The organism is Kitasatospora sp. NPDC087861 (assembly GCF_044742585.1).
Lineage (GTDB): Bacteria > Actinomycetota > Actinomycetes > Streptomycetales > Streptomycetaceae > Kitasatospora.
Genome location: NZ_JBIUUS010000007.1, coordinates 1 through 18,467, shown reverse-complemented (window position 1 = coordinate 18,467; position 18,467 = coordinate 1). Strand labels below are relative to the sequence as shown.

General features: G+C 72.7%; 20 protein-coding genes and 2 pseudogenes. 13 read left to right on the top strand and 9 right to left on the bottom strand.

What is annotated here, in order from left to right; all coding sequences use genetic code 11:
- The first annotated feature begins 33 nt into the window (after positions 1-33).
- A complete protein-coding gene (locus ACIOJE_RS12415) occupies positions 34-747 on the top strand; it encodes an SDR family NAD(P)-dependent oxidoreductase (protein ID WP_280677262.1) in 714 nt (237 codons plus the stop codon).
- Between the two features lie 205 nt (positions 748-952).
- On the opposite strand, the gene ACIOJE_RS12410 is transcribed toward ACIOJE_RS12415, so the two are convergent.
- Both ACIOJE_RS12410 and ACIOJE_RS12405 read right to left on the bottom strand, forming a co-directional pair.
- Positions 953-1,924, bottom strand: a complete 972-nt coding sequence (locus ACIOJE_RS12410) for a DUF5996 family protein (RefSeq protein WP_400775560.1) — start codon at positions 1,922-1,924, stop codon at positions 953-955.
- Positions 1,925-2,163: 239 nt separating this feature from the next.
- Positions 2,164-2,662 (bottom strand): annotated as a pseudogene (locus tag ACIOJE_RS12405) (transposase); the annotation flags it as partial.
- A 460-nt stretch (positions 2,663-3,122) separates the two neighbouring features.
- Between ACIOJE_RS12405 and ACIOJE_RS12400 the strand changes: the two are divergent.
- The 3 genes from ACIOJE_RS12400 to ACIOJE_RS12390 all read left to right on the top strand — a co-directional run bounded on the left by ACIOJE_RS12400 (position 3,123) and on the right by ACIOJE_RS12390 (position 4,134).
- Entirely contained in the window at positions 3,123-3,266 is a 144-nt protein-coding gene (locus ACIOJE_RS12400) for a hypothetical protein (protein ID WP_400775557.1), read from the top strand.
- Between the two features lie 251 nt (positions 3,267-3,517).
- Positions 3,518-3,853, top strand: a complete 336-nt coding sequence (locus tag ACIOJE_RS12395; protein WP_400775554.1) for a hypothetical protein — start codon at positions 3,518-3,520, stop codon at positions 3,851-3,853.
- The gene (locus ACIOJE_RS12390) at positions 3,850-4,134 is read left to right on the top strand and encodes a hypothetical protein (RefSeq protein ID WP_400775551.1); all 285 of its coding nucleotides are present in this window, start codon (positions 3,850-3,852) and stop codon (positions 4,132-4,134) included. Before ACIOJE_RS12395 ends, ACIOJE_RS12390 begins: the two co-directional genes overlap by 4 nt.
- A gap of 471 nt (positions 4,135-4,605) precedes the next feature.
- Here ACIOJE_RS12390 and ACIOJE_RS12385 read toward each other — a convergent pair whose 3' ends face one another.
- On the bottom strand, positions 4,606-4,965 hold the full coding sequence (locus ACIOJE_RS12385) for a hypothetical protein (RefSeq protein ID WP_280686325.1): 360 nt from the start codon (positions 4,963-4,965) through the stop codon (positions 4,606-4,608).
- Positions 4,966-5,539: 574 nt separating this feature from the next.
- Here ACIOJE_RS12385 and ACIOJE_RS12380 point away from each other — a divergent pair.
- Positions 5,540-6,001 (top strand): hypothetical protein, encoded by a 462-nt coding sequence (locus ACIOJE_RS12380; RefSeq protein ID WP_400775546.1) that lies wholly within the window; start codon positions 5,540-5,542, stop codon positions 5,999-6,001.
- Positions 6,002-6,377: 376 nt separating this feature from the next.
- Positions 6,378-6,590 (top strand): hypothetical protein, encoded by a 213-nt coding sequence (locus ACIOJE_RS12375; RefSeq protein ID WP_280686327.1) that lies wholly within the window; start codon positions 6,378-6,380, stop codon positions 6,588-6,590.
- A gap of 130 nt (positions 6,591-6,720) precedes the next feature.
- On the opposite strand, the gene ACIOJE_RS12370 is transcribed toward ACIOJE_RS12375, so the two are convergent.
- Both ACIOJE_RS12370 and ACIOJE_RS12365 read right to left on the bottom strand, forming a co-directional pair.
- On the bottom strand, positions 6,721-7,563 hold the full coding sequence (locus ACIOJE_RS12370; protein ID WP_280686328.1) for an alpha/beta hydrolase: 843 nt from the start codon (positions 7,561-7,563) through the stop codon (positions 6,721-6,723).
- Between the two features lie 4 nt (positions 7,564-7,567).
- Positions 7,568-8,209 (bottom strand): dihydrofolate reductase family protein, encoded by a 642-nt coding sequence (locus tag ACIOJE_RS12365; protein ID WP_400775543.1) that lies wholly within the window; start codon positions 8,207-8,209, stop codon positions 7,568-7,570.
- Positions 8,210-8,900: 691 nt separating this feature from the next.
- Here ACIOJE_RS12365 and ACIOJE_RS12360 point away from each other — a divergent pair.
- From ACIOJE_RS12360 to ACIOJE_RS12350, 3 genes and pseudogenes are all read left to right on the top strand, one after another.
- Positions 8,901-9,110 (top strand): annotated as a pseudogene (locus ACIOJE_RS12360) (helicase associated domain-containing protein); the annotation flags it as partial.
- A 9-nt stretch (positions 9,111-9,119) separates the two neighbouring features.
- On the top strand, positions 9,120-9,629 hold the full coding sequence (locus ACIOJE_RS12355) for a helicase associated domain-containing protein (RefSeq protein WP_400775540.1): 510 nt from the start codon (positions 9,120-9,122) through the stop codon (positions 9,627-9,629).
- A gap of 326 nt (positions 9,630-9,955) precedes the next feature.
- Positions 9,956-10,285 carry a hypothetical protein gene (locus tag ACIOJE_RS12350; RefSeq protein WP_400775537.1) on the top strand — a complete coding sequence of 110 codons (330 nt, stop codon included), beginning with the start codon at positions 9,956-9,958 and terminating at the stop codon, positions 10,283-10,285.
- 141 nt (positions 10,286-10,426) lie between these two features.
- On the opposite strand, the gene ACIOJE_RS12345 is transcribed toward ACIOJE_RS12350, so the two are convergent.
- Together ACIOJE_RS12345 and ACIOJE_RS12340 are read right to left on the bottom strand one after the other, a co-directional pair.
- Complete coding sequence (locus ACIOJE_RS12345) at positions 10,427-11,185, bottom strand: polysaccharide deacetylase family protein (RefSeq protein WP_400775536.1); 759 nt, start codon at positions 11,183-11,185, stop codon at positions 10,427-10,429.
- Positions 11,182-12,579, bottom strand: a complete 1,398-nt coding sequence (locus ACIOJE_RS12340; protein WP_400775533.1) for a UDP-N-acetylglucosamine--N-acetylglucosamine transferase — start codon at positions 12,577-12,579, stop codon at positions 11,182-11,184. The genes ACIOJE_RS12345 and ACIOJE_RS12340 overlap by 4 nt, the downstream gene beginning before the upstream one ends.
- A gap of 132 nt (positions 12,580-12,711) precedes the next feature.
- Between ACIOJE_RS12340 and ACIOJE_RS12335 the strand changes: the two genes are divergently transcribed.
- The gene (locus ACIOJE_RS12335; protein WP_280686331.1) at positions 12,712-13,107 is read left to right on the top strand and encodes a BlaI/MecI/CopY family transcriptional regulator; all 396 of its coding nucleotides are present in this window, start codon (positions 12,712-12,714) and stop codon (positions 13,105-13,107) included.
- A gap of 3 nt (positions 13,108-13,110) precedes the next feature.
- Complete coding sequence (locus tag ACIOJE_RS12330; protein ID WP_280686332.1) at positions 13,111-14,214, top strand: M56 family metallopeptidase; 1,104 nt, start codon at positions 13,111-13,113, stop codon at positions 14,212-14,214.
- Here ACIOJE_RS12330 and ACIOJE_RS12325 read toward each other — a convergent pair.
- Together ACIOJE_RS12325 and ACIOJE_RS12320 are read right to left on the bottom strand one after the other, a co-directional pair.
- Positions 14,211-15,554, bottom strand: a complete 1,344-nt coding sequence (locus ACIOJE_RS12325; RefSeq protein ID WP_400775528.1) for a sensor histidine kinase — start codon at positions 15,552-15,554, stop codon at positions 14,211-14,213. The two genes, ACIOJE_RS12330 and ACIOJE_RS12325, sit on opposite strands and share 4 nt — an antisense overlap.
- Positions 15,555-15,561: 7 nt before the next feature.
- Positions 15,562-16,230, bottom strand: a complete 669-nt coding sequence (locus tag ACIOJE_RS12320; RefSeq protein WP_400775527.1) for a response regulator transcription factor — start codon at positions 16,228-16,230, stop codon at positions 15,562-15,564.
- A gap of 83 nt (positions 16,231-16,313) precedes the next feature.
- Between ACIOJE_RS12320 and ACIOJE_RS12315 the strand changes: the two genes are divergently transcribed.
- Together ACIOJE_RS12315 and ACIOJE_RS12310 are read left to right on the top strand one after the other, a co-directional pair.
- The gene (locus ACIOJE_RS12315; protein ID WP_400775524.1) at positions 16,314-17,561 is read left to right on the top strand and encodes a hypothetical protein; all 1,248 of its coding nucleotides are present in this window, start codon (positions 16,314-16,316) and stop codon (positions 17,559-17,561) included.
- A gap of 244 nt (positions 17,562-17,805) precedes the next feature.
- Positions 17,806-18,213, top strand: a complete 408-nt coding sequence (locus tag ACIOJE_RS12310; protein WP_400775522.1) for a DEAD/DEAH box helicase family protein — start codon at positions 17,806-17,808, stop codon at positions 18,211-18,213.
- Positions 18,214-18,467: the final 254 nt, after the last annotated feature.

Below are 18,467 nucleotides of genomic sequence, written 5' to 3'. Positions count from 1 at the left end.
AGCCGGCCCGGGCAACCACTGGAGAAGGTCACCATGAGCACTCCCGGTCAGAAGGTCGCCGTCATCACGGGCGCGTCGCAGGGCATCGGCGCCAGCCTGGTCGACGCCTACCGCAAGCTCGGCTACGCCGTGGTCGCGACCTCGCGCAGCATCGCCCCGTCCCAGGACCCGAACATCCTCACCATCCAGGGCGACATCGCCGACCCCGCCACCGCCGAACGCGTGGCCGGCGCCGCCATTGAGCGCTTCGGCCGCATCGACACCCTGGTCAACAACGCCGGCATTTTCATCGCCAAGCCGTTCACCGACTACACCCAGGCCGACTACGACGCGGTGACCGGTGTCAACCTGACCGGCTTCTTCCGCATCACCCAGCTCGCCGTCGAGCAGATGCTCCGCCAGGGCTGCGGCCACGTCGTCCAGCTCACCACCAGCCTGGTCGACCACGCCATGTCCGCCGTGACCTCGGTCCTGGCCTCCCTCACCAAGGGCGGCCTGCAGTCGGCCACCAAGGCCTTGGCCATCGAGTACGCCTCCCGTGGAATCCGCAGCAACGCCGTCTCGCTCGGCATCATCAAGACACCGCTGAACCCGGAGGAGTACCACAAGACGCTCGCCGCCCTGCATCCGATCGGCCGGATGGGCGAGGTCGGCGACATCGTCGGCGCGGTGATCTACCTCGAGAACGCTCCGTTCGTCACCGGTGAGATCCTCCACGTCGACGGCGGCCAGAGCGCCGGCCACTGACCCTGGACAGTCACCCGGGCGCCTGAGCGCGGCGCCCAGGGCACGCAGGCGTCCTCATACGCGAGCCCCCGAAGACATTCCTCGTCACCCGCCGACGCGGATGAACCATGGGGCCGCTGTTCCGCAAGGCCAACTGCTCAGTCGCGACGCGCCGTCATCGTCCAGGGCCTCAACGAGCCGCCGCGCCAGCCAATAGCCTTCCGAGTCAGGAATCTCGACCCGAGTCGCCGTGCTGGTGCTGGACGAGCGCGGGCGGTGTCCTGCTCATGTACCAACCCTCGACGCGGGGTCCGACGAGGTCGGACGGCCAGCCTGCCGTCTCGACGGCGGCATCGTAGACGGCGTCACCGAACGCCACGATGGCCTGGTGCGGGTCCGCTGTCTCCCTGAGCGTGGCCCACGGCAGACGAACCAGACCTGCGTCGGGATGCCAGGAGGCGCCCTCGACACCCCAGGACCGGCCCCCGAGACCGTCCGGCTGGGGCCAGATGTACGCGTACATGCCGACGTTCGGCGCCTTGGCATCCCCGAAGGAGAATCCCACCGACACGTACGCGTCGAGCTGGGCGTTCTGCATGAACGGCGGCCGGTGGGGCGGCGGCACGGTGGGCTGCGCCCGGAAACGCGTGGCGGACAGGTCGAAGCCGCCCCACATCACACCGACCCGGGGGCGGTGTCCCAGGAAGGGGGCCTGCCACGCCTCGAGTCCGTCAGCGGCGAGGTTCAACGCTGTCCAGATCAGCCGGGCCGCGTGGCCGTCCCAGGTGCGTTCGACGTGATCGTCCTCGAAACGCGGCGGGGCATCCGGAATCTCGCAGATCAACGAGCTGCGCGGTCGGTGTATGCCGAGCTCGTCTGCCGCATCGCAGAAGGACGCATAGAACATGGCGACCGACCCTTTGGACAAGGGCACCGTCCGCGAGCCGTTGTCGGCCTCGATGACCACGCCACCGTCGAGCAGGCTGTAGTGCACCGTGAAGGTCACGCCTCGCTGCCGAAGGGTTGGCGTACGGAGCCCCCGGGGGGTGACATCGAGGACGATGTTTCCCCAGCCGACTTCGAAGGGCTCGTCGAGGGTGTACTTGCCCGCGACCTGTACCACCCGGTTCACGTAGCCAACCATGGGCGCCAGGTCCTCATACACCAGTGCCGGCCACGCATTGAGACGTTCGCTCACCGAGAGCCTCCCAGCGTGTCGATGGGATCAGCAGGAGGGGACGTCAGGTGCCGCACCCGCTCCCCGTGCAGCGACAGGCGGGCCTCGGACACCGAACTGCGAACCGGTAACCAATTCTCGCACGCAGGTCAGGGCCCTGCCCGCTCGGTGGCGCCGGGCGTGGGTCTGTACGGTCTTCGGCTCTGTACGGTCTTCGGCGCTGTCCCGTAGTCGGTGGTAGCGCTGTGTGGTGATCGCTGGAGGAGGATGCGGTGGCGGAGCAGGGGGGGACCCGGCTCGGCCGTGCATCTGGCGCATGGTCCTCTTGGTTCGCGTGTTGCCGCCCTCGGTGCGGCCGTTGTGCCAGGGGAGGGCGAGTCCGGCGTCGACGGCGGCGCGGTCGAGTTCGAGGCCGTTCGTGAAGGAGTGCAGGTGGGGCGGGTCGGTGGCGCGGACCGTGGTGATCCAGTCGGCAAGCGTGGCGTCGTTGCCCTCCGCCGGGGTCGGCAGCCGGGCTAACTCGCGGGTGAGGTGGGCGAGTTCGGTCATCTCCGGGCAGGCGTCGGTGAGTCCCCGCAGTAGTGCGGTGTCCTTGTCGCGCAGGTTCCCGGGGCGGCTGAGGAGGAGGCGGGCGAAGCGCTGCGGGGTGGTGACCGGCTTGTCGCCCTCGGCGCGGCCCTGGGTGATGGAGCGGTAGAGCGGGTTGAGGCTGCCGGTGTATCCCGATTCCTTGATCTCCCGGAAGAGTTGGAGGACGAAGGCAGCTCTTCGGACGGTCGACGGGACAGGGATCGGGACGCGAAGGGACGATACGGCGGACATCGGACACCCCTGCCGCGTCACCGACACCGATACCCGATCAAGCGCTCCCTGGTACGCGACGGACACAAAGCCCGGTACGGGCCGTGGCAGTCCGCTCGTTCCGGGGAGGCCGTGCGGCGCGGTCCGACGGAATCCAGGAGGCGGGCCCCAGGGCGTGTCATGACGGCGGCTTACGGGCCGGCCGGTGCACGGTGCGCACGGGGCATCGGCGGCTGATGAGCCTTTCGTGACACCAAGGTGCCTGTCCCGTTGGTGACAGGGCGAAGCCATTCCGCGGGGTCCCCAGGGCCAGCAGGATGGTGATCGCCGGCACGGGGGCGAGGACAACGCCCCCGGGACCGGATCCCAAGGGCCGTCTCGCCGGCTCACACCACCAACCGCCTCCCGGGGGACCACCATGCTCCGCGCCGTTTCGTCGATCGCCACCGCCGGCCTCGCCGCCCTGCTCCTGCTCGCCGCCGCCCCGGCCGCCTCCGCCGCGACCGCCGCCGCGGTCCGCACCGACACGGGTGTGGCCTCGCAGGTCATCGGCTGGGACTGAGCCCGCTTCGGGCCCCGCGACGCGCCGGGCCCGGCACTCCGCACCACCGGCCCGCCGAATCCTCCAGAGGCCACCGAGGCCACCGAGGCCACCGAGGCCACCGAGGCCTCCGCACCGCACCCGGATCCAGCCGTACCGCGCTGATGCTCCGCCGCGCCGTCGGTGCGATTCCGCCGCGCACAGCCTGGCGAACGTCGTCGCCGGCCCGCCCCCCTCCTTTCTCGCCGTCCTCCTCGACCTCGGGAGCCGTCATGCCCGCACGCACCCAGCGATCGACCTTCACCGCGGTGTCCGCCGCTCTGGCCCTGTGCACCGCCGCCGTGGTGACCGGCTGCGCCGCCGACGGGGCCGGCAAGCCGACGGCCGCCGTGACCGGCGCGGGCGCGCTCTCCTCCGGGGCGGCGAGCACCGCAACACCCGCTGACGGAACCGGAGTTGCCACGCCGACCGCGGCACCGGCGCCGTCCACGGGCGCAGCGACCGCTACGGCCGCCACACCCGCCACGCCCGGCGCGGGCGATCGGACCGGCCGCGCCGCGCCCTCACGGGTCATCGGCTGGGATGCGTACTCGCAGGTCATCAGATGAGACTGAGCTCCATGCGGGTCGTGCTCGCACGCCTGGAAGGCCTGGCCACCGGCCCTTCGGCCGAATCGGCCGGCCCGATCGTCGAGGACCTGATCTGGGCTCATGCCCGACCGGCTGAGGGGCTCGAACACCTCACCGTCCGGCCCGCCGCGGAGGGGCTGGAACTCTACCTCTTCGTCCGGTCCGGCTCCGAGTCGGCCGCCCTCGACCAGGTGCGGGCCCTCCTGGACCGGGCCCATGGACCGTTTTCCCGGCACGGCTACGCCCTGGACCGTCGCTGATCCCCGCCTGAAACCACCGGTCCGCCGCTTCCGGCGATTTCAGTCGCCGCGGCGCTCGGTCAATCGCCGCTCGGGATCCAGGCAGGACCACAGACCCCGGCCTCGCCCCCGGCGTGATCGTGGTCGGCGGCCGCCCGGCGTTCGGCGGCGGCCGCCGGGGCGCCGTACGGGCAGCCCGACGCCCGCGACGCGCGCCCGGCCGCGTGGCTGGAGCTGGCCGCCTCCCGCAGTCAGTCCGCACCCGGCGACAGGGACCTGGGCCGGGGTGTCCACTGTCGTCTGTCGGGTCGGGTCGGGTCGGGATTGTCTTCGGTCGGGTCCCGTCCTGGCCGTGGGGTCGCCTCCGGTGGCAGGTGCAGCAGTGGTCTTTCTGTCAGGAGATGGTCCACTGACCCGTGGTGGGAGCGAACCCGCTGTTCATGGCGGACTGGATCTTCGAGACCGTGGAAGCGGCCGGGACCGGCCGGTTTGTCACGCGATATTCCCGATGGCGGTGACCTGGTAGGTCAGCCTGAGCAGATTGCTTGTCCCGCGGACGGCGAGATCGCAGCTCAGCTGGATACGGCCGTCCACGAAATGGAAGTTCGACCTGTCCACGGCCCAGCCGGCGTTGTTGCCGTCTGCCTCCGTGCTGATGGCGGCGAGGGACACCGCGGGGGCGACCGCCGGGGCGCTGGACCACGCGACCTCGTCGAGGATGAAGGTGATGTTGAAGCGCTGCCAGTCAGCCCCTGTCGCGTTGGCAGCCTCGATCACCGTGCCGCTGAAAAAGACCATGCTGCCTTCACCAGCGGGCGTGATGAGGTGGAACCGGTTGTCAAAGGTAACCATTGAAAGCTCAACTCCTCTACGCTGATAGCGAGTTGTGAAACCCAGGCGGGTAAATCGTACGGTAACTACTGGGACTGTGCTCGTCGTCCGACCGACCGCCGACGGTCGGTCGGGGACACTGAGACCAGCGTCGAGCCACAGCACGGCCCATGGTGCAGATCCTGGGCGACGGGCGCCCGTCGAAGGCCTCGCCTGGCCGGGGCAAGGTGCCCCGGACCGCCTCCGGGCACCTCCACGCCCCGACAGCGGATCGGCCCGTTTCCGCAGGCCAGCGGCCCCGGTCAAGGGGCCGCGGCCGTGGCGACCACCCTCTTCCCCCTGCCGCCGGTGAGGTGCAGTGGAAGCGGGGTTCGACGGAACCGGTCAGGAAGGGGGTCCTGGTGGCGCTCGGCCTGTTACAGCGTGCCACCGCACGTGAGCTCTGGCACTGGTCCTGCCGGGACAGCGGACCGACAAGGCGACCCGCGACGCCATCGCTGACCTGGAGGACACCGGGAGGGTCCGGGAGGAACCGCGCCTGCCGGACGGCCGGAAGCTGTGGTGCCTGACCGCGGCCGGCCGTCTCGCCTCTGAGGTGTCCTGGTACGCGCCCGCGTACGGCGGCGACGCCGTCCACGCGCGCGACCACCAGCGGCTGCTGCGCCGTCTCGACGAGGTGGAGGACGGCTCCGCCGCCTACTGGAGCCCGCGCCCGTACCCCTTCGCCGGAGTGACGGCCGGCGACTACCACCTGGCTCTGTCGGTGGTCGCCACCACGCTGCAGCTGCTCGACACACATGGCGCCGGCGCCCCGGTGTGGCATCGGTTCGGCCGCCGCGGCTGGCACACCCTCACCGCCGCGCTCGACAACCCGGACGGCGACCGGGTCCTCGCCGTCGAGTGCCAGGCCGCGGCCGCCAGCCGCCGCGCCCGCGAACAGGCCGAACGGGAGGCGAGCCGCCCGGCCTGCACCCGCTGCTCGGCCAAGCTCACCGACGCGGAGTGGGACCGGGCACGCTGGGACGAGCGGCTGTGCACGTCCTGCCAGCAGGAGTAGTCCGACCGGAAACGGGCCAAGCGGGCCAAGCGGGCCGCCGCCGCGGCCGAAGCGGCCAGGGCGAAGAACACCGGCTCCTGGTGGCGCCGCTCCTGACCCCGCGTTGCACCGCTGATCTGCGAAAACCTTGGCGATCCCGGCCCGCGGGCAGCGTGTTGCACTCCCGTGTTGCACCCGGCCCGGCCGTTGTGACCTGCACGGGGGAGTTTCGCCCCGGGGCCGGTGAGTTTCGCCCCGGGCCGCTGGTGAGCTTCCACGCCGGCCTGGTGAGTTTCGGCCGTTGGCGCAGGTCAGCGGCCGGTGAGAACGGCGGTGGCTGGGCCGTCCGGGTGGCGGTCAGGTTCGGCGGGACGGTGGTGCGGGCAGAGCCTGCGGCATGACGACACCCTCGACCAGGCGCCGCCGTCGCTGCCGTCCGGCCACGCCCGCCGCCCCCGCCCCCGCTGTCCGCGCCGCCAGGCTGCCGGCTCCGGCCCGGCCGAGCGGCGGGTGCTGCCGGACCTGGTCCAGCGAGCACATCACCCCGGGCGGGATGGTCGTGCGGACCACCTGGCACGAGCCCGCCTGCCGGACCTGGGGCCAGCCGTGACCGCCCTGCCCGAGACCGCGCCCGAGGCACGGTTCGAGCCCGGCACTACGGCCGTGCGCCGCGACATCCACGCGGGCAAGGTCTGGTCCGCCCAGCCCGGAGGCCGGACCCGTGCGGCACCCGCTGTCCTCTATCCGAGCGTGAGCATCGCCTCGGTGACCTCGCCGACCGCCGCGTGGGGGATCGCGGTGGCGGCCTCGTCGAGGACGAGCAGCCGTGCCCCGGGGATCGCGCGCGCGATCGCCTCGCCGTTGCCGACGGGGAAGAACCGGTCGCGGCGGCCGTGGACGACGAGCGTGGGGACCGCGATCTCGGGCAGGCGCTCGCGCCAGCGGGGTGTGCAGTCGAGCCGGGAGAACACCAGGCCCAGCTGGTTGGCCATCTGGACCGGGGGTGCGGTGCCGGGCGTGCGGTCCCAGATGCGCGCGGCGATGGCGCGCGCGGCGACGGGGTCGTCGCCGCGGATCTCCGCGCCGGTGGCGGCGAAGTCCGCAACCGCCTCGCGGTCGGTCCAGTCGGGCATCGGACGCGCGAACAGCCGGCTCATCGTCGCCTGGTCGTGGTCGGGGAGGTCGTCGTCGGGCGGGCCGGGGGCAACCGCGCGGGTGCCGACCAGGGTGAGCGCGGAGAACGCGCCCGGATGGTCGAGCACGGCCACCTGGGCGACCATCCCGCCGACGCCGATCCCCGCGAGGTGCGCAGGAGCCCCGCCGAGCGCGTCGGCCAGGGCCGCCGCGTCGGCGGCGAGGCCGCGCAGGGTGTAGGCGGGCGCCTGCGGATCCGTCGTCGTCGACTCCCCGCTGTCGCGCAGGTCGTAGCGCACCACACGGCGCCCGCCGGCGGCGAGGCGCTCGCACAGCGCGTCGGGCCAGGAGAGCATCGTCGTCCCGCCCGCGAGCAGGACGAGCGGCGCGTCGACGTCACCGAACGACTCGACGCCCAAGGCGATCCCATCGGCATTGACAGTGGTCATCGGATCACCGGACGTCGTCGAGCCCGAGACCGCGGTCGGGCGCGCTCATGTCTCCCGTCCTAGGCGTGCCGTCGGCGAGCCCGTAGCGCAGGTACACGGTGCCCTGCGGACCGGCCACCGGCGGTTCGAGGAGTGTGAGGTTCGTGGGCACCGCGCCGCCGTCGAACACCTTCTTCCCGACGCCGAGCACGATCGGGTGCACCCACAGGTCGAGACGGTCGAAGAGCTTCTCCTGCAGGAGGGTCTGCACGAGGTCCAGGCTCCCGACGACCTTCACGTGTTCGTGCCGGTCACGGATCTCCCGCACCGCGGCGGTCAGGTCCGGGCCGAGCTGTGTGGATCCGGCCCACGGGAGGCCGGGCGTGCCGCGGGAGGCCACGTACTTGGGGACGCGGTTGAAGAGCTCGGCGATCTCGCCGTCCTTCTGGTGCGGCCAGTAGGCGGCGAAGATGTCGTACGTCCGTCGGCCGAGCAGGAGGGCGTCCGTGCCGTCGTACGCGGCGAGGATCTGCGCTCCGGTGGCCTCGTCGATCAGGGGCGCCTGCCAGCCGCCGAACGGGAACCCGACCGGGTCCTCGTCGGGGCCGCCGGGCGCCTGCCCGACGAGGTCGAGGGTCGTGAACAGTTCGATGTGGATGAGGCCCATGACTTACTCCCGATGAGTTGGTCGTCCCGGTCGAGATGTAGACCTTCCGGGGCCGGAAAACTCATCGCCGCGCCGGTACCCGGTTTCCACACCCGCCGTCCGGCACGCCCCGCCCGGCACACCGCCGCCCGCCGGCACCGCCTGCCGGGTTGGGCTTGTCGTCGTGTCGTGGTTTGGCTGGGTGCCCGGTGAACCCGTCGGTCCGCTGTCCCGGCCGCCTGCCGGGCGATGCTCGCTGCGCCGTCGGCTTGTCGTCCCGGTCGCCCGCGGGGCGGGCCAGCTTGTTGGACCGGGCCCGCCGTGCGGGCCGTCACCGGGGCCGTCGGCCGGGCTGTCCTGGTTGTCGTGGGACCGTCTGTTGCGCCGGGCCGGCTTCCGCGGCTGCGCCTGGCTGGCCCTTGTCGAGGTCTGGGCCGGGCTCGGCTCGCTGTCACGGTGTCTGCCTCTGTGTCGCGTTTGCTCTCCGGGGCCGGCCTGTCAGGCCGCCTCCGGCCGGGTTCAGCCGTCGGGCTGGCCCGGTCCCGCGACCTCCGTCTGCGCTGGCGCCGCGCCAGCCCGGGCCGTCCGTCCGGCCCGGCGCTGTGGGTGGCCGGTCCGCTGGCCCCTGCGCCGCGCCGGACGATAGGCCACCCCGCCGCTCCCGCCCGGCGGCTACAGCGCAGTCCACCCGCACGGCCGCCCGCCCCGGCCGCTGAGCGGGTGCCAGACGGGGGCGGACGATCCGCGCTGGACCAGGTCCTCGATCCGGGCGCCCCCGGTCGCGGCGGTCTTCCACCTCCAGCACGGCCACCTCGACCCCACCGACAAGACGAAGCACGCCGAGCTGATCTCCTGGCTCGCCCGCCAGCGCCACCTGAACGGTCAGGGCCTGCTGGATGCGGCCCGGGTCAGCGAGCTGGACGCGCTCGGCATGATCTGGTCGAAGCTCGCCAACGCCTGGGAGCGCGGTGCGGCGTACGCGGCGGCGTTCCACCGCCAGCACGGCCACCTCGCGATCCCAGCGACCGTGAAGCTGGACGACTACGCCGTGGGCGCGTGGATGCGCCGCCAGCGCAAGGCCGACAATCTCAACCCCGACCAGGCCGCCAAGCTCGACGGGCTGGACGAGCTGTGGCGGCTGGAGCCGGACTGGAACCGCTCCTACCGGCGTCTGCTCGCCTACCTCGCCGCCGGCGGCACCCTGGACGGCCCCGTCAACCGCACCGGCGGCGAGGCCGACCCGACGTTTAGGCCCGGCACCTGGCTGCGCAAGCAGGACAAGGCCCGCACCGACGGGAAGCTGACCCAGCAGCAGACCGCGCTCCTGGACGCTCTCCACCGGCACACCGAGACCGTCGCCGGATGCCCCCCCGCACACCCCGCTGTCCCGGCCCACCCCGGTCGGGACGGCCGACCCCCCCGTTCCGAGGAGAGGCAGTGACGACCCAGCAGCACACTTACAAGCCGCTGACCGTGAACTGGTGCGCCGACTGGTACTGCGGCGACTGCGGCAGCACGGGCGAGGCCTGGTTCGAGGACGGCACCATCGTGGACGCCGACCACGACTGCGACGAGGGCGACGGAGACCAGTCGGTTGGGAGGGCCGTGCCGAGTGCGGGGAGTGCGGCTGGACGCTCGACACCGACTTCGCGGACGGCGACTACGTGGAGGCCAACCACGACTGCGCCACCGACCAGTAGCACCACCGCCCACGGGGCGGCCCGGATATCGGGCCGCCCCGCTCCCGACTTCCGGAGGCATCACACGATGACCGACACCACCACGCTGCCCACCCTGATGCCGGGCGCGACCGGGCGGGGCACCCAGCGCGTCCCGGCCACCTCCGACACGCAGAGCTGCCCGCCGGTGCTGATCCTGGACCCTGGCACGCTGGCCGATCCGGTAGAGAGGGAGCGGGCGCTGGAGCACTGGGAGGAGGACGCCCGCGTCCGCGTGGACGCCCCGGCCGGCACCCTCGGCGTCATCACCAAGGTCCGCCGCCACCCGACCCCGTGGCCGTACGTCGTCGCCTTCGACCGCGGCCCCGAATGCGGCGTACGCGACCACCGGATCACCCGCTGCGCCGACCAGTCCTGACCCCCGCTGCGCCGCCGGCCCCGGCCCCAGAGCCGTGGTTACGCTGACCGCCCGCCAGGCCGCCACCTCCTGGCGGCGGCCACCGTTGAACCCGCACAGCCCGTGGGGGGCTCACATTGGTACCGGACCTCGACATCCTGGCTACTGCGTGCCAGGTGAGGTGCCTCCTGCTCCAGCGCCGTTCGTCGACGCTGCGTGGTTCCGCAACGGGCCGACCGTGAGGTTGCGGCGTTCGCACTCGTCCAGGATGGGTGGGAGGGCGCCGAGGGTGTTGTGCCACGAGCCGGGTGCGGACGTGCAGTCGGAGTCGTGGAGGAGGATGGTGCCGCCCCCGCGGAGGTCTGAAGTGACGGTCCGGTACACGCTGGCCGGCGTGGCACCTCGGCGCCAGTCCTCGCCCCAGCACGTCCACAGGACCGGGGTGAGCTGGAGCAGGCGGGCGGACACGTGTGCGGAGGCACTCATCACGCCGTACGGAGGGCGGAACAATCGGGGTGGGGCGCCGATGATGGAGCCGACAGCGTCCCGGGCCCGGGCGAGGTCGTCGTGGGTTGCTCTCGGGCCGCGGAGCAGCAGCGGGCGGTGCAGCCAGCCGTGGATGGCGATCTCATGACCGGCGCCCGCCAGTTCGCGCACCAGTGAGGGGTTGCGTGATGCGGCCTCGCCGAGCAGGAAGAACGTGGCCGTGAGGTTGCGGGCAGCCAGGAGCCGGAGGAAGTACGGGGTGGAGACCGGGTCGGGGCCGTCGTCGAAGGTGAGGGCGACGTGGTCCGCGCGTCCCTGACCGGCGAGCCGGGGCATGGAGCGGTTGCGCAGCGGGCCGAGGGTGGAGATGACCGGGGCGGCGTGCGCGAGGGCAACGGCGGGAAGCGCGGCGCGCAGCAGCCGGCGGCCGGTCATGGGCGCGTCCCCTCGGGCTGGATGTGCGGATGGTCGTCCGGATCGATGTGCTGGTTGATCGCGCGCAGGAGCGCAGGTGCGTCGTGCCCGGTGGCGACGGCTGTTCCGACCGCCCCGGCCCAGACGGCCGTGGCGGCGGTGATCGTCGCTGCCAGGCGCAGGACCGGCCGTTGCAGCGGCGTGCCGGGGGCCGGGCGCCTGGACACCGTTCCGGCTTCGGGATCGTGGCGCGTGGCGGAGATGGAACGGCTGATGGCGGCCGCCGGCCCGAGGCGAGGCTCGTCGGCGAACAGGGCGAGGCCGGCGTCGCGCTGCCGCATGCCGCACTCTCCGTCCATCAGGTCGGCCAGGCGACCTTGGAGGTCGTTCGGCTCGCGGATCCAGACGGCGACCCCTGCCTCGTCCAGGGCTGCTGAGTTGGTGGTTCCGTGACCGGGTATGCAGCGATAGCCAGCGACGGGGAGACCGCTGGCGAATGCCTCCAGCGACGTGAGGCCGCCGGCGTTCTGGACCAGCACATCGCAGGCCCACATCAGCGCTGGCATGTCCTCCGTCCAACCGTGGACGTGCTCGATCCCATCGGCCGTGAGACGTGCCGCAAGCGCCCGGTTGCGGCCGCAGACCACGACGGGCACCGCCACGCCGCTGCGGAGGATCTCGCCTGCGACCTGTCGTACCGGACCGACACCCCAGGAACCTGCCACCAGAAGGGCGTGCCGCACCCCTGGAGTGAGGGCGAAGCGCCTGGCTGCGTCGGCTCGTTCCGCCTCGCTCGGCGGGCGAAACCGCGGATCGACGACGGGCCCGCAGACCTGCACGCCTGCCGCTCCGAGTGCGCGAGCCTGCCTGGCCGGCACCTCGTGCACTGCCAGATGCGCGTCTACCCCTGGTGCCACCCACAGCGGGTGGACCGAGAAGTCGGTCAGGTAGGTCACGGCCGGAACGCTGAGCCGCCCCTCCAACCGCAGCCCACCGAGCACGTGGCTGGCCCCCGGATACGTGGACACCACGGCCCCGGTGCCAGCGGGAAGAGCACGCAGCACGCGTTCCTGCGCGGTGCGCAGTAGGGCGCGGGCCGCGGGGCCGGCACCGCCGGCCCGTTCCGTGCTGCTGTAGATCCGCTGATAGGCCCACGGGGCGTGTTCGAGCAGCCCGTGGTACAGCTCGCTGACGGCCCGCCCGGCGCGGGCGGGCAGCAGGTCGAGCAGGTCCCAGCGGTCCACCGTGGCGCCGTCGTCGGAGAGTCTGCGCGCGAGCTCAGCGGCGGCGCCGTCGTGTCCGGCGCCCACGGAGGCGGAGATGATCCCGATGCGGGGGCGGGCGCTGCTGCGTCGTTGGTGCGGAAGCGCGATCCTGGCCGCGTTCCGGTCCACCGGCATGCCGAGGTGCGACACGGGGTCCTCTTCTCCGGGCGTCGTTGAGCCGGGACTCTACAACATGTAGTAGGTGGGGGCATGCCGGGTCGGGGCGATAATCTCCCCGGGCGACCATGGACGCGCGGCCGCCAGGTGGAAGGGGCATGAACGATGAGCGATGACACGCACGCCGACGGCGCCTGCGGCGCCCTGCGGCGGCCCCGCGGGGCACTGGAGAGCGAAGTCCTCGCCGCCCTGTGGGCGGCCGACTCGCCCCTGAGCGCCACCCAGGTCCGCGAGGCGCTGTCCGGCGACCTCGCCTACACGACCGTCATGACGATCCTCGCCCGGCTCCACGACAAGGGCCTCGTCGCCCGCCACGCCCGAGGCCGCGGCTACGCCTACGAACCCACCCGCGACGAGGCCGCCCACACCGCCGAGCAGATGCGCTCCCTCCTAGAGCGCGGCTCCGACCGGCAGGCGACCCTGGCCCGTTTCGTCTCCGAACTCTCCCGGCAGGACGAGGAGTTCCTCCAGCGGCTGCTGACCGGCCAGCAGGAGCCCTGATCGGTGCACATCACCGTCTACATCCCGCTCCTGATCGCGGCCCTCGCCCCGGCCGTCGTCGCCCGTGCGGCCCGCCGCCTGCCCCCGCGGCCCGCCGCCTGGGCGCTGCTGTGCACCGCCGCCGTCGCCACCGCGGGCTGGCTCGGCTCCCTCGCCCTGCTCGCGTTCGCCACCCTCGTGCAGATCCCTGGCATCGCCCGCGAAGGCCACTGGTCCCCGCAGCTCCTGCGCGCCGCCGACCCGGTGTTCGGCCCGGTCGGCGTCCTTGGTGCGCTCGCCCTCGCCGCCTCCGCCGCCGCGCTCGGCACCGCGGCCCTGCGCCAGGCCGCTGCCCACCGCCTGGCCCGGCGGGAGGTCCGGCGGCTGCCGTCCGGCGGCGAGCTCGCCGTCCTGGACGACGACACCCCCGACGCCTTCGCCCTGCCGGGCGCCCCCGGCCGCATCGTCGTCACCCGCGGCATGCTGCGCAGCCTCGACCACGTCGAGCGGCAGGCCCTGCTTGCCCACGAACGCGCCCACCTCGCCCACCGCCACCACCGCTTCCTCGCGGCCTGGCGTCTCGCGGCGGCGGTGAACCCGCTGCTGCGGCCCCTGGCGGACACGGGCGCCTTCATGCTGGAACGGTGGGCCGACGAGGACGCCGCCACCGCGGTCGGCGACCGGACGGTGGTGGCCCGGGCCCTCGCCCGGGCCGCCCTCGCCACCGCGGGCAGCGGCGCTCGGCCGGCCCGACTGGCCGCCGCCAGCGGGGCCGTCCCGCAACGGGTACGGGCACTGGTTGCGCCGCCGCCCGCCCACCGGCCGCTACCGCTGCTGGCGGGCGGCCTCGTCCTGGCGGTCAGCTGCGCGAGCCTGACCTCGGCGGCCTCGGACAGCGACCGCATGCTCGACACCGCCCGGATGCCGGCCTGCTCGCATGTCGAGGCGCCCGGGAACCAGGACGACCACCGAATCGGCGGCCGTCACCATGACGACCGCGACGAACACCCCCAGCGCGACAGCCGAAGGGCCTGCGGCGGGGAGGGGCCGGACAGCCCGGAGCACCAGCTGCCAGCATGGGAACCGGCCGCTGATCGGGGCTCGCCCGTGCCACGTCCCGTCCATTAGCCCGTGGGAAGCGACACCACGAACCTCGCGCCGTCCGGCGAGGGTGCGAGGGTGATGTCGCCCCCGGCGGCGCGGGCGAGGCGGCGGGCCAGGGGGAGGCCGAGACCCGCGCCGTCGTGGCCGTCGTCCGGGTGGGCGCGGCGGCCCGCCTCGAAGACGGCCGCGCCCACCGTCTCGGGTACGCCGCAGCCGTCGTCGACCACCGCCACCAGCACCCCGCCGGGCCGCCGCTCGGACTCCACGGTGATCCGGTGCACCGCGTAGCGGCGAGCGTTGTCGAGCAGCGGGGTGAGGATGCGCTCCATGAGCGCGGCGGAGACGCCGGCGGTCGCGCCGTCGCCGACCACGGTGATGGGCGGGGCTTCGGGGTGTTCCTCGCGGCTGCGCCCGGCCAGTGCGCGGGCCACGTCCTCCACGGCGCAGCTGCCGGGTACCTGGTCGGTGCGGGTGCGGGCCTCGGAGAGCAGGGTCTCGCAGATCCGCTGCATCTGGGCCGCGGCGGCGGCGATGGCCTCGTGCGAGGCGCGCCGCTCGTCGGCGTTGCGGGGGCGGGCGGTGAGCCAGTCGGTCTCGGCGGTGATCCTGGCCAGGGGGGTGCGCAGTTCGTGGGAGAGCTCGGCCGTCAGCTGTTGCTCGTGGCGCAGCATCGCGGCCTGCCGGTCGAGGAGCTGGTCGAGGTTGCCGGCGAGCCCCGCGAGCTCGGCGAGGTGACCGTCGGCGCCGAACCTCTGGGCGGTGCCGTGCTCGCTCCACTCGGAGGCCTGGGCGCTCATCTCGCTCACCGGCCGCAGGGCCCGGCCGACCACTGTGCGGGTCACGAGGTAGATGCCGGCGAGCAGCAGTACGCAGAGCCCGATCGAGCCGGCCAGTGCCGACTGGGCGGTGAAGCGGTAGGCGTCCAGGCCGACCGAGGCGACGACTGTGCCCACCTGTCGGCTCCCTGCCATGACCGGCAGTGCGTACAGCCGGAAGGCGTGCGGTTCGGAGGTGTCCGTGAAGGTCTCGCCGTTTCCGGCCAGGTGGTCCGCGCGGTCCTGGAGCGTGCTCGATGCGCTGGGGCGCTGGATTGCCGTGGCGCCCTGGTAGATCCAGATGCCCACGTCGAGAGCCTGGTCGTCGGCCGGCTCGCGCTCCACGATCCGCCCGTCCGGCTGGGCCTCCATGGTCGCGGCCACCGCCACCGCACGGGTGCGCACCAGGTCGTCGGCCTGCTGGCGCAGGCGCGCGCCCAGCTCCACGTTGAAGGCGGCGGTGAGCACGGCGACCCAGATCGCGGTGCTGGCCAGCGCGACCAGGGCGAGGCGGCCGCGCAGGGTGGCGGGGGCTCTCATGACCTTCATGTGGTCCTCATGCGAAGCGGTACCCCACGCCGCGCGCCGTCAGGATGCCCCGCGCGCTGCCCGCCTCGCGCAGCTTGCGCCGCAGGCGCACCAAGTACTGGTCCAAGGTGTTGTCACTGACCTGGGCGCCTTCGGGCCACCCCGCCCGCAACAGCGCCCGCCTGCGGACCACCGCACCGGGGGCGGCCATCAGGCAGGCCAGCAGCCGGAACTCGGTCGGGGTGAGTGCCACCGACTCGCCGCTCGTGGATTCCAGCACGTGCGCGACCGGGTCCAGCCGCAGGCCGTCGACCTCCACACCGGGCTCGCGCCCGTTGCGGCGGATCGCGGCGCGTACCCGGGCCGCGAGCTCAGCCAGGTGGAAGGGCTTGGCGAGGTAGTCGTCGCCCCCGGCTGAGAAGCCCGACAGCCGGTCGGCCAGCGCGTCATGGGCGGTGAGGAAGAGGACGGGCGCGTCGAAGCCCGCCGCGCGCATGGCGTGGCAGACGTCACGCCCGTCGGAGTCGGGCAGACCGATGTCCAGGACCACGGCGTCCACCCGGTCGTGGACCACGCGCAGCGCGCCCGCCCCGTCGGTGGCGGTGAGCACCTCGAAATGCTCCTCGCGCAGGCCTCGGGCGAGCACGTCGCGGAGTCCGTGGTCGTCCTCCACGACCAGCACGCGGTGAGCAGTCATGCAGGCCAGTATTACCCGGCCGGTGCGTATCCCCGAACCGGTGCTCAGGTTGTGTTCAGGTCCGGGATGCAAGCCTCGCCCCCATGGCTACCACCACGGAACGGCTCTCGGCCGCGCCCGACGCCCGACGGATGCTGAACAAGGTCCCCGAGGTCACGATCTGGTTCTGGGTCATCAAGATCCTGTGCACCACGGTCGGCGAGAGCTTCGCCGACTGGATCAACACGACTCTCGGTGTCGGCCTGATCAACACCTCATTGATCTTCACCGCCGTGCTGGCCGGTGCCCTGGGCTGGCAGCTCAGCACCAAGCGCTACGTCCCGTTCGTGTACTGGCTCACCGTCGTGGTGCTGAGTGTGACCGGCACCCTCTACACCGACATCCTCACCGACAGCCAGGGCGTCCCCCTCGCGGTGAGCAGCAGTGTGTTCGCCGGTGTCCTCGCCGTCGTCTTCGGGACCTGGTACACCCGCGAGCGGACCCTGTCGATCCACAGCATCGTCACCCGCCCCCGAGAGCTCTTCTACTGGCTCGCGGTCCTGGTCACCTTCGCCCTCGGCACCGCGACCGGCGACTGGACCCTGGAGCTCACGGGCTGGACCCCGGGCGTCTCCGTGCTCCTTCCGCTCGGGTTGATCGCGGCCATCGTGCTCGCGTGGCGCCTCGGCGCGAGCGTGGTGCTCTCCTTCTGGCTCGCCTACATCCTCACCCGCCCGCTCGGCGCCAACCTCGGCGACTGGCTCGCCTCGCCCGGCAGCGACGGCGGCCTGGACCTGGGGACGGCGGTGACCAGTGTGGTCTTCCTGGTCGCGATCCTCGCGACCGTCCTCTACCTCACCCGAAGCCGCAGCGACGTCATCGAGACCCACCCCCAGGCCGCCGGGGTGGCGAACCCGGTGCGCGAGCGAATCATGCTCGGCTACTACGCCGTCGTGGCGGTCGCCACCGCGGTGCTCCTGGTCTGGGCGAACCATCAGCCGCACGCGGCTCCGGTCGGCGAGGGTGACGGCCCCGCACCCGCGTCCGCCCCACTCACCCCGGAGCAGGCGACCTCATCGTTCCCTCCCGCTGACATCGCCAACTTCCGTACGATCACCGCTGACACCCTGGCCAAGCTCAACTCGGGCCACCAGGCAGCCGCCACCACCCGGGTCACCGACCTCGAAAAGGCCTGGGATGACGCCCAGCCCACCCTCGAACCCAAGAACCAGCAGGCCTGGACCTTCCTCGACGGCGAAATCGACCACGTCCTCAAGGCGCTGCGCGCCTCGAACCCGGACAAGGCCACCGAGGCGGACGCCCTCAACGCCCTCCTCACCTCCCTCGGCTGAGAGCCCTCGGACGGCGCCTCGATGCCTGACCCGAACACGCCCAAGGGCGGCCCGGACTCCAAGTCCGGGCCGCCCTTCGCCGTGTTGACGGCCGCCCATTGCGCTTCCTGACCGGCACGCTCTGTCGTGGTCCGGGCGGGTGTTGATGTGCTCGTCCGGCGGTGTGCGTGGTGGCGTCTGGTGGACGCGGCCGGCGTGGCTGGTGACGCTGGTGGGCAGGCGGGCCGGTCGCGTCCACGCCCAAGTGACCACGCAGGCCGCCCGGATTGCCGACCTGGTCGCCGCCGAGAAGCCCGGCGAGCCGGTCACCGTGTACGCGACCTACGCCTCGCTGGAGCGCATCGTCCAGGCCCACCAGCAGTTCGTCTTGCCCGCCTGGGACCTGGTCGTCCTCGACGAGGCCCACCGCACCGCCGGAGCCGAGGGGAAGGCGTGGGCGGCCGTCCACGACGACGACCGGGTGCCGGCGAAGTGGTGCCTCTACTTCACCGCGACCCCGCGGATCGCCGACGACCGGCGCGCGAAGGACGGCTTGGCCGACCTCGCCGACGCCGACAGCGAGGGCGGGGAGAAGCTGCCCGCGCTTGAGGTCTTCGGCCGCACGACCGACGGTGGAGACGTTCCGATCCGTCGCTCGCAGCGCCCGAATTGACTCGGCTCGGGTAGGCCATCTGCAGGCAACGGACGACTACTGAACTTGAATGAGTGAAGTCGGGCCGTTCGCCTGACAGCGAGGGTTCGGGTCCGGTAGCTGTGGTTCTGTGAGGTACGCGCAGGGCGGCGGCTTGACCGACGCCGAGAGGGCCGCACAGGAGCGGATCCGGCTTCAGGCCGTGGTCCGCTTCGAGGGCAGGGAGAAGAACAGGGAGATCGCTGCCGCGTTGCGAGTGTCGGAGCGGTCGGTTG

What these genes read in the sequence shown, in the direction of transcription:
- ACIOJE_RS12385 (WP_280686325.1), bottom strand. Translation starts at nt 4,965, where the DNA reads ATGGTTACCTTTGACAACCGGTTCCACCTCATCACGCCCGCTGGTGAA.
- ACIOJE_RS12395 (WP_400775554.1), top strand. Translation starts at nt 3,518, where the DNA reads ATGCCCGCACGCACCCAGCGATCGACCTTCACCGCGGTGTCCGCCGCT.
- ACIOJE_RS12365 (WP_400775543.1), bottom strand. Translation starts at nt 8,209, where the DNA reads ATGGGCCTCATCCACATCGAACTGTTCACGACCCTCGACCTCGTCGGG.
- ACIOJE_RS12415 (WP_280677262.1), top strand. Translation starts at nt 34, where the DNA reads ATGAGCACTCCCGGTCAGAAGGTCGCCGTCATCACGGGCGCGTCGCAG.
- ACIOJE_RS12325 (WP_400775528.1), bottom strand. Translation starts at nt 15,554, where the DNA reads ATGAAGGTCATGAGAGCCCCCGCCACCCTGCGCGGCCGCCTCGCCCTG.
- ACIOJE_RS12375 (WP_280686327.1), top strand. Translation starts at nt 6,378, where the DNA reads ATGACGACACCCTCGACCAGGCGCCGCCGTCGCTGCCGTCCGGCCACG.
- ACIOJE_RS12355 (WP_400775540.1), top strand. Translation starts at nt 9,120, where the DNA reads ATGATCTGGTCGAAGCTCGCCAACGCCTGGGAGCGCGGTGCGGCGTAC.
- ACIOJE_RS12335 (WP_280686331.1), top strand. Translation starts at nt 12,712, where the DNA reads ATGAGCGATGACACGCACGCCGACGGCGCCTGCGGCGCCCTGCGGCGG.
- ACIOJE_RS12390 (WP_400775551.1), top strand. Translation starts at nt 3,850, where the DNA reads ATGAGACTGAGCTCCATGCGGGTCGTGCTCGCACGCCTGGAAGGCCTG.
- ACIOJE_RS12320 (WP_400775527.1), bottom strand. Translation starts at nt 16,230, where the DNA reads ATGACTGCTCACCGCGTGCTGGTCGTGGAGGACGACCACGGACTCCGC.
- ACIOJE_RS12370 (WP_280686328.1), bottom strand. Translation starts at nt 7,563, where the DNA reads ATGACCACTGTCAATGCCGATGGGATCGCCTTGGGCGTCGAGTCGTTC.
- ACIOJE_RS12350 (WP_400775537.1), top strand. Translation starts at nt 9,956, where the DNA reads ATGACCGACACCACCACGCTGCCCACCCTGATGCCGGGCGCGACCGGG.
- ACIOJE_RS12400 (WP_400775557.1), top strand. Translation starts at nt 3,123, where the DNA reads ATGCTCCGCGCCGTTTCGTCGATCGCCACCGCCGGCCTCGCCGCCCTG.
- ACIOJE_RS12345 (WP_400775536.1), bottom strand. Translation starts at nt 11,185, where the DNA reads ATGACCGGCCGCCGGCTGCTGCGCGCCGCGCTTCCCGCCGTTGCCCTC.
- ACIOJE_RS12315 (WP_400775524.1), top strand. Translation starts at nt 16,314, where the DNA reads ATGGCTACCACCACGGAACGGCTCTCGGCCGCGCCCGACGCCCGACGG.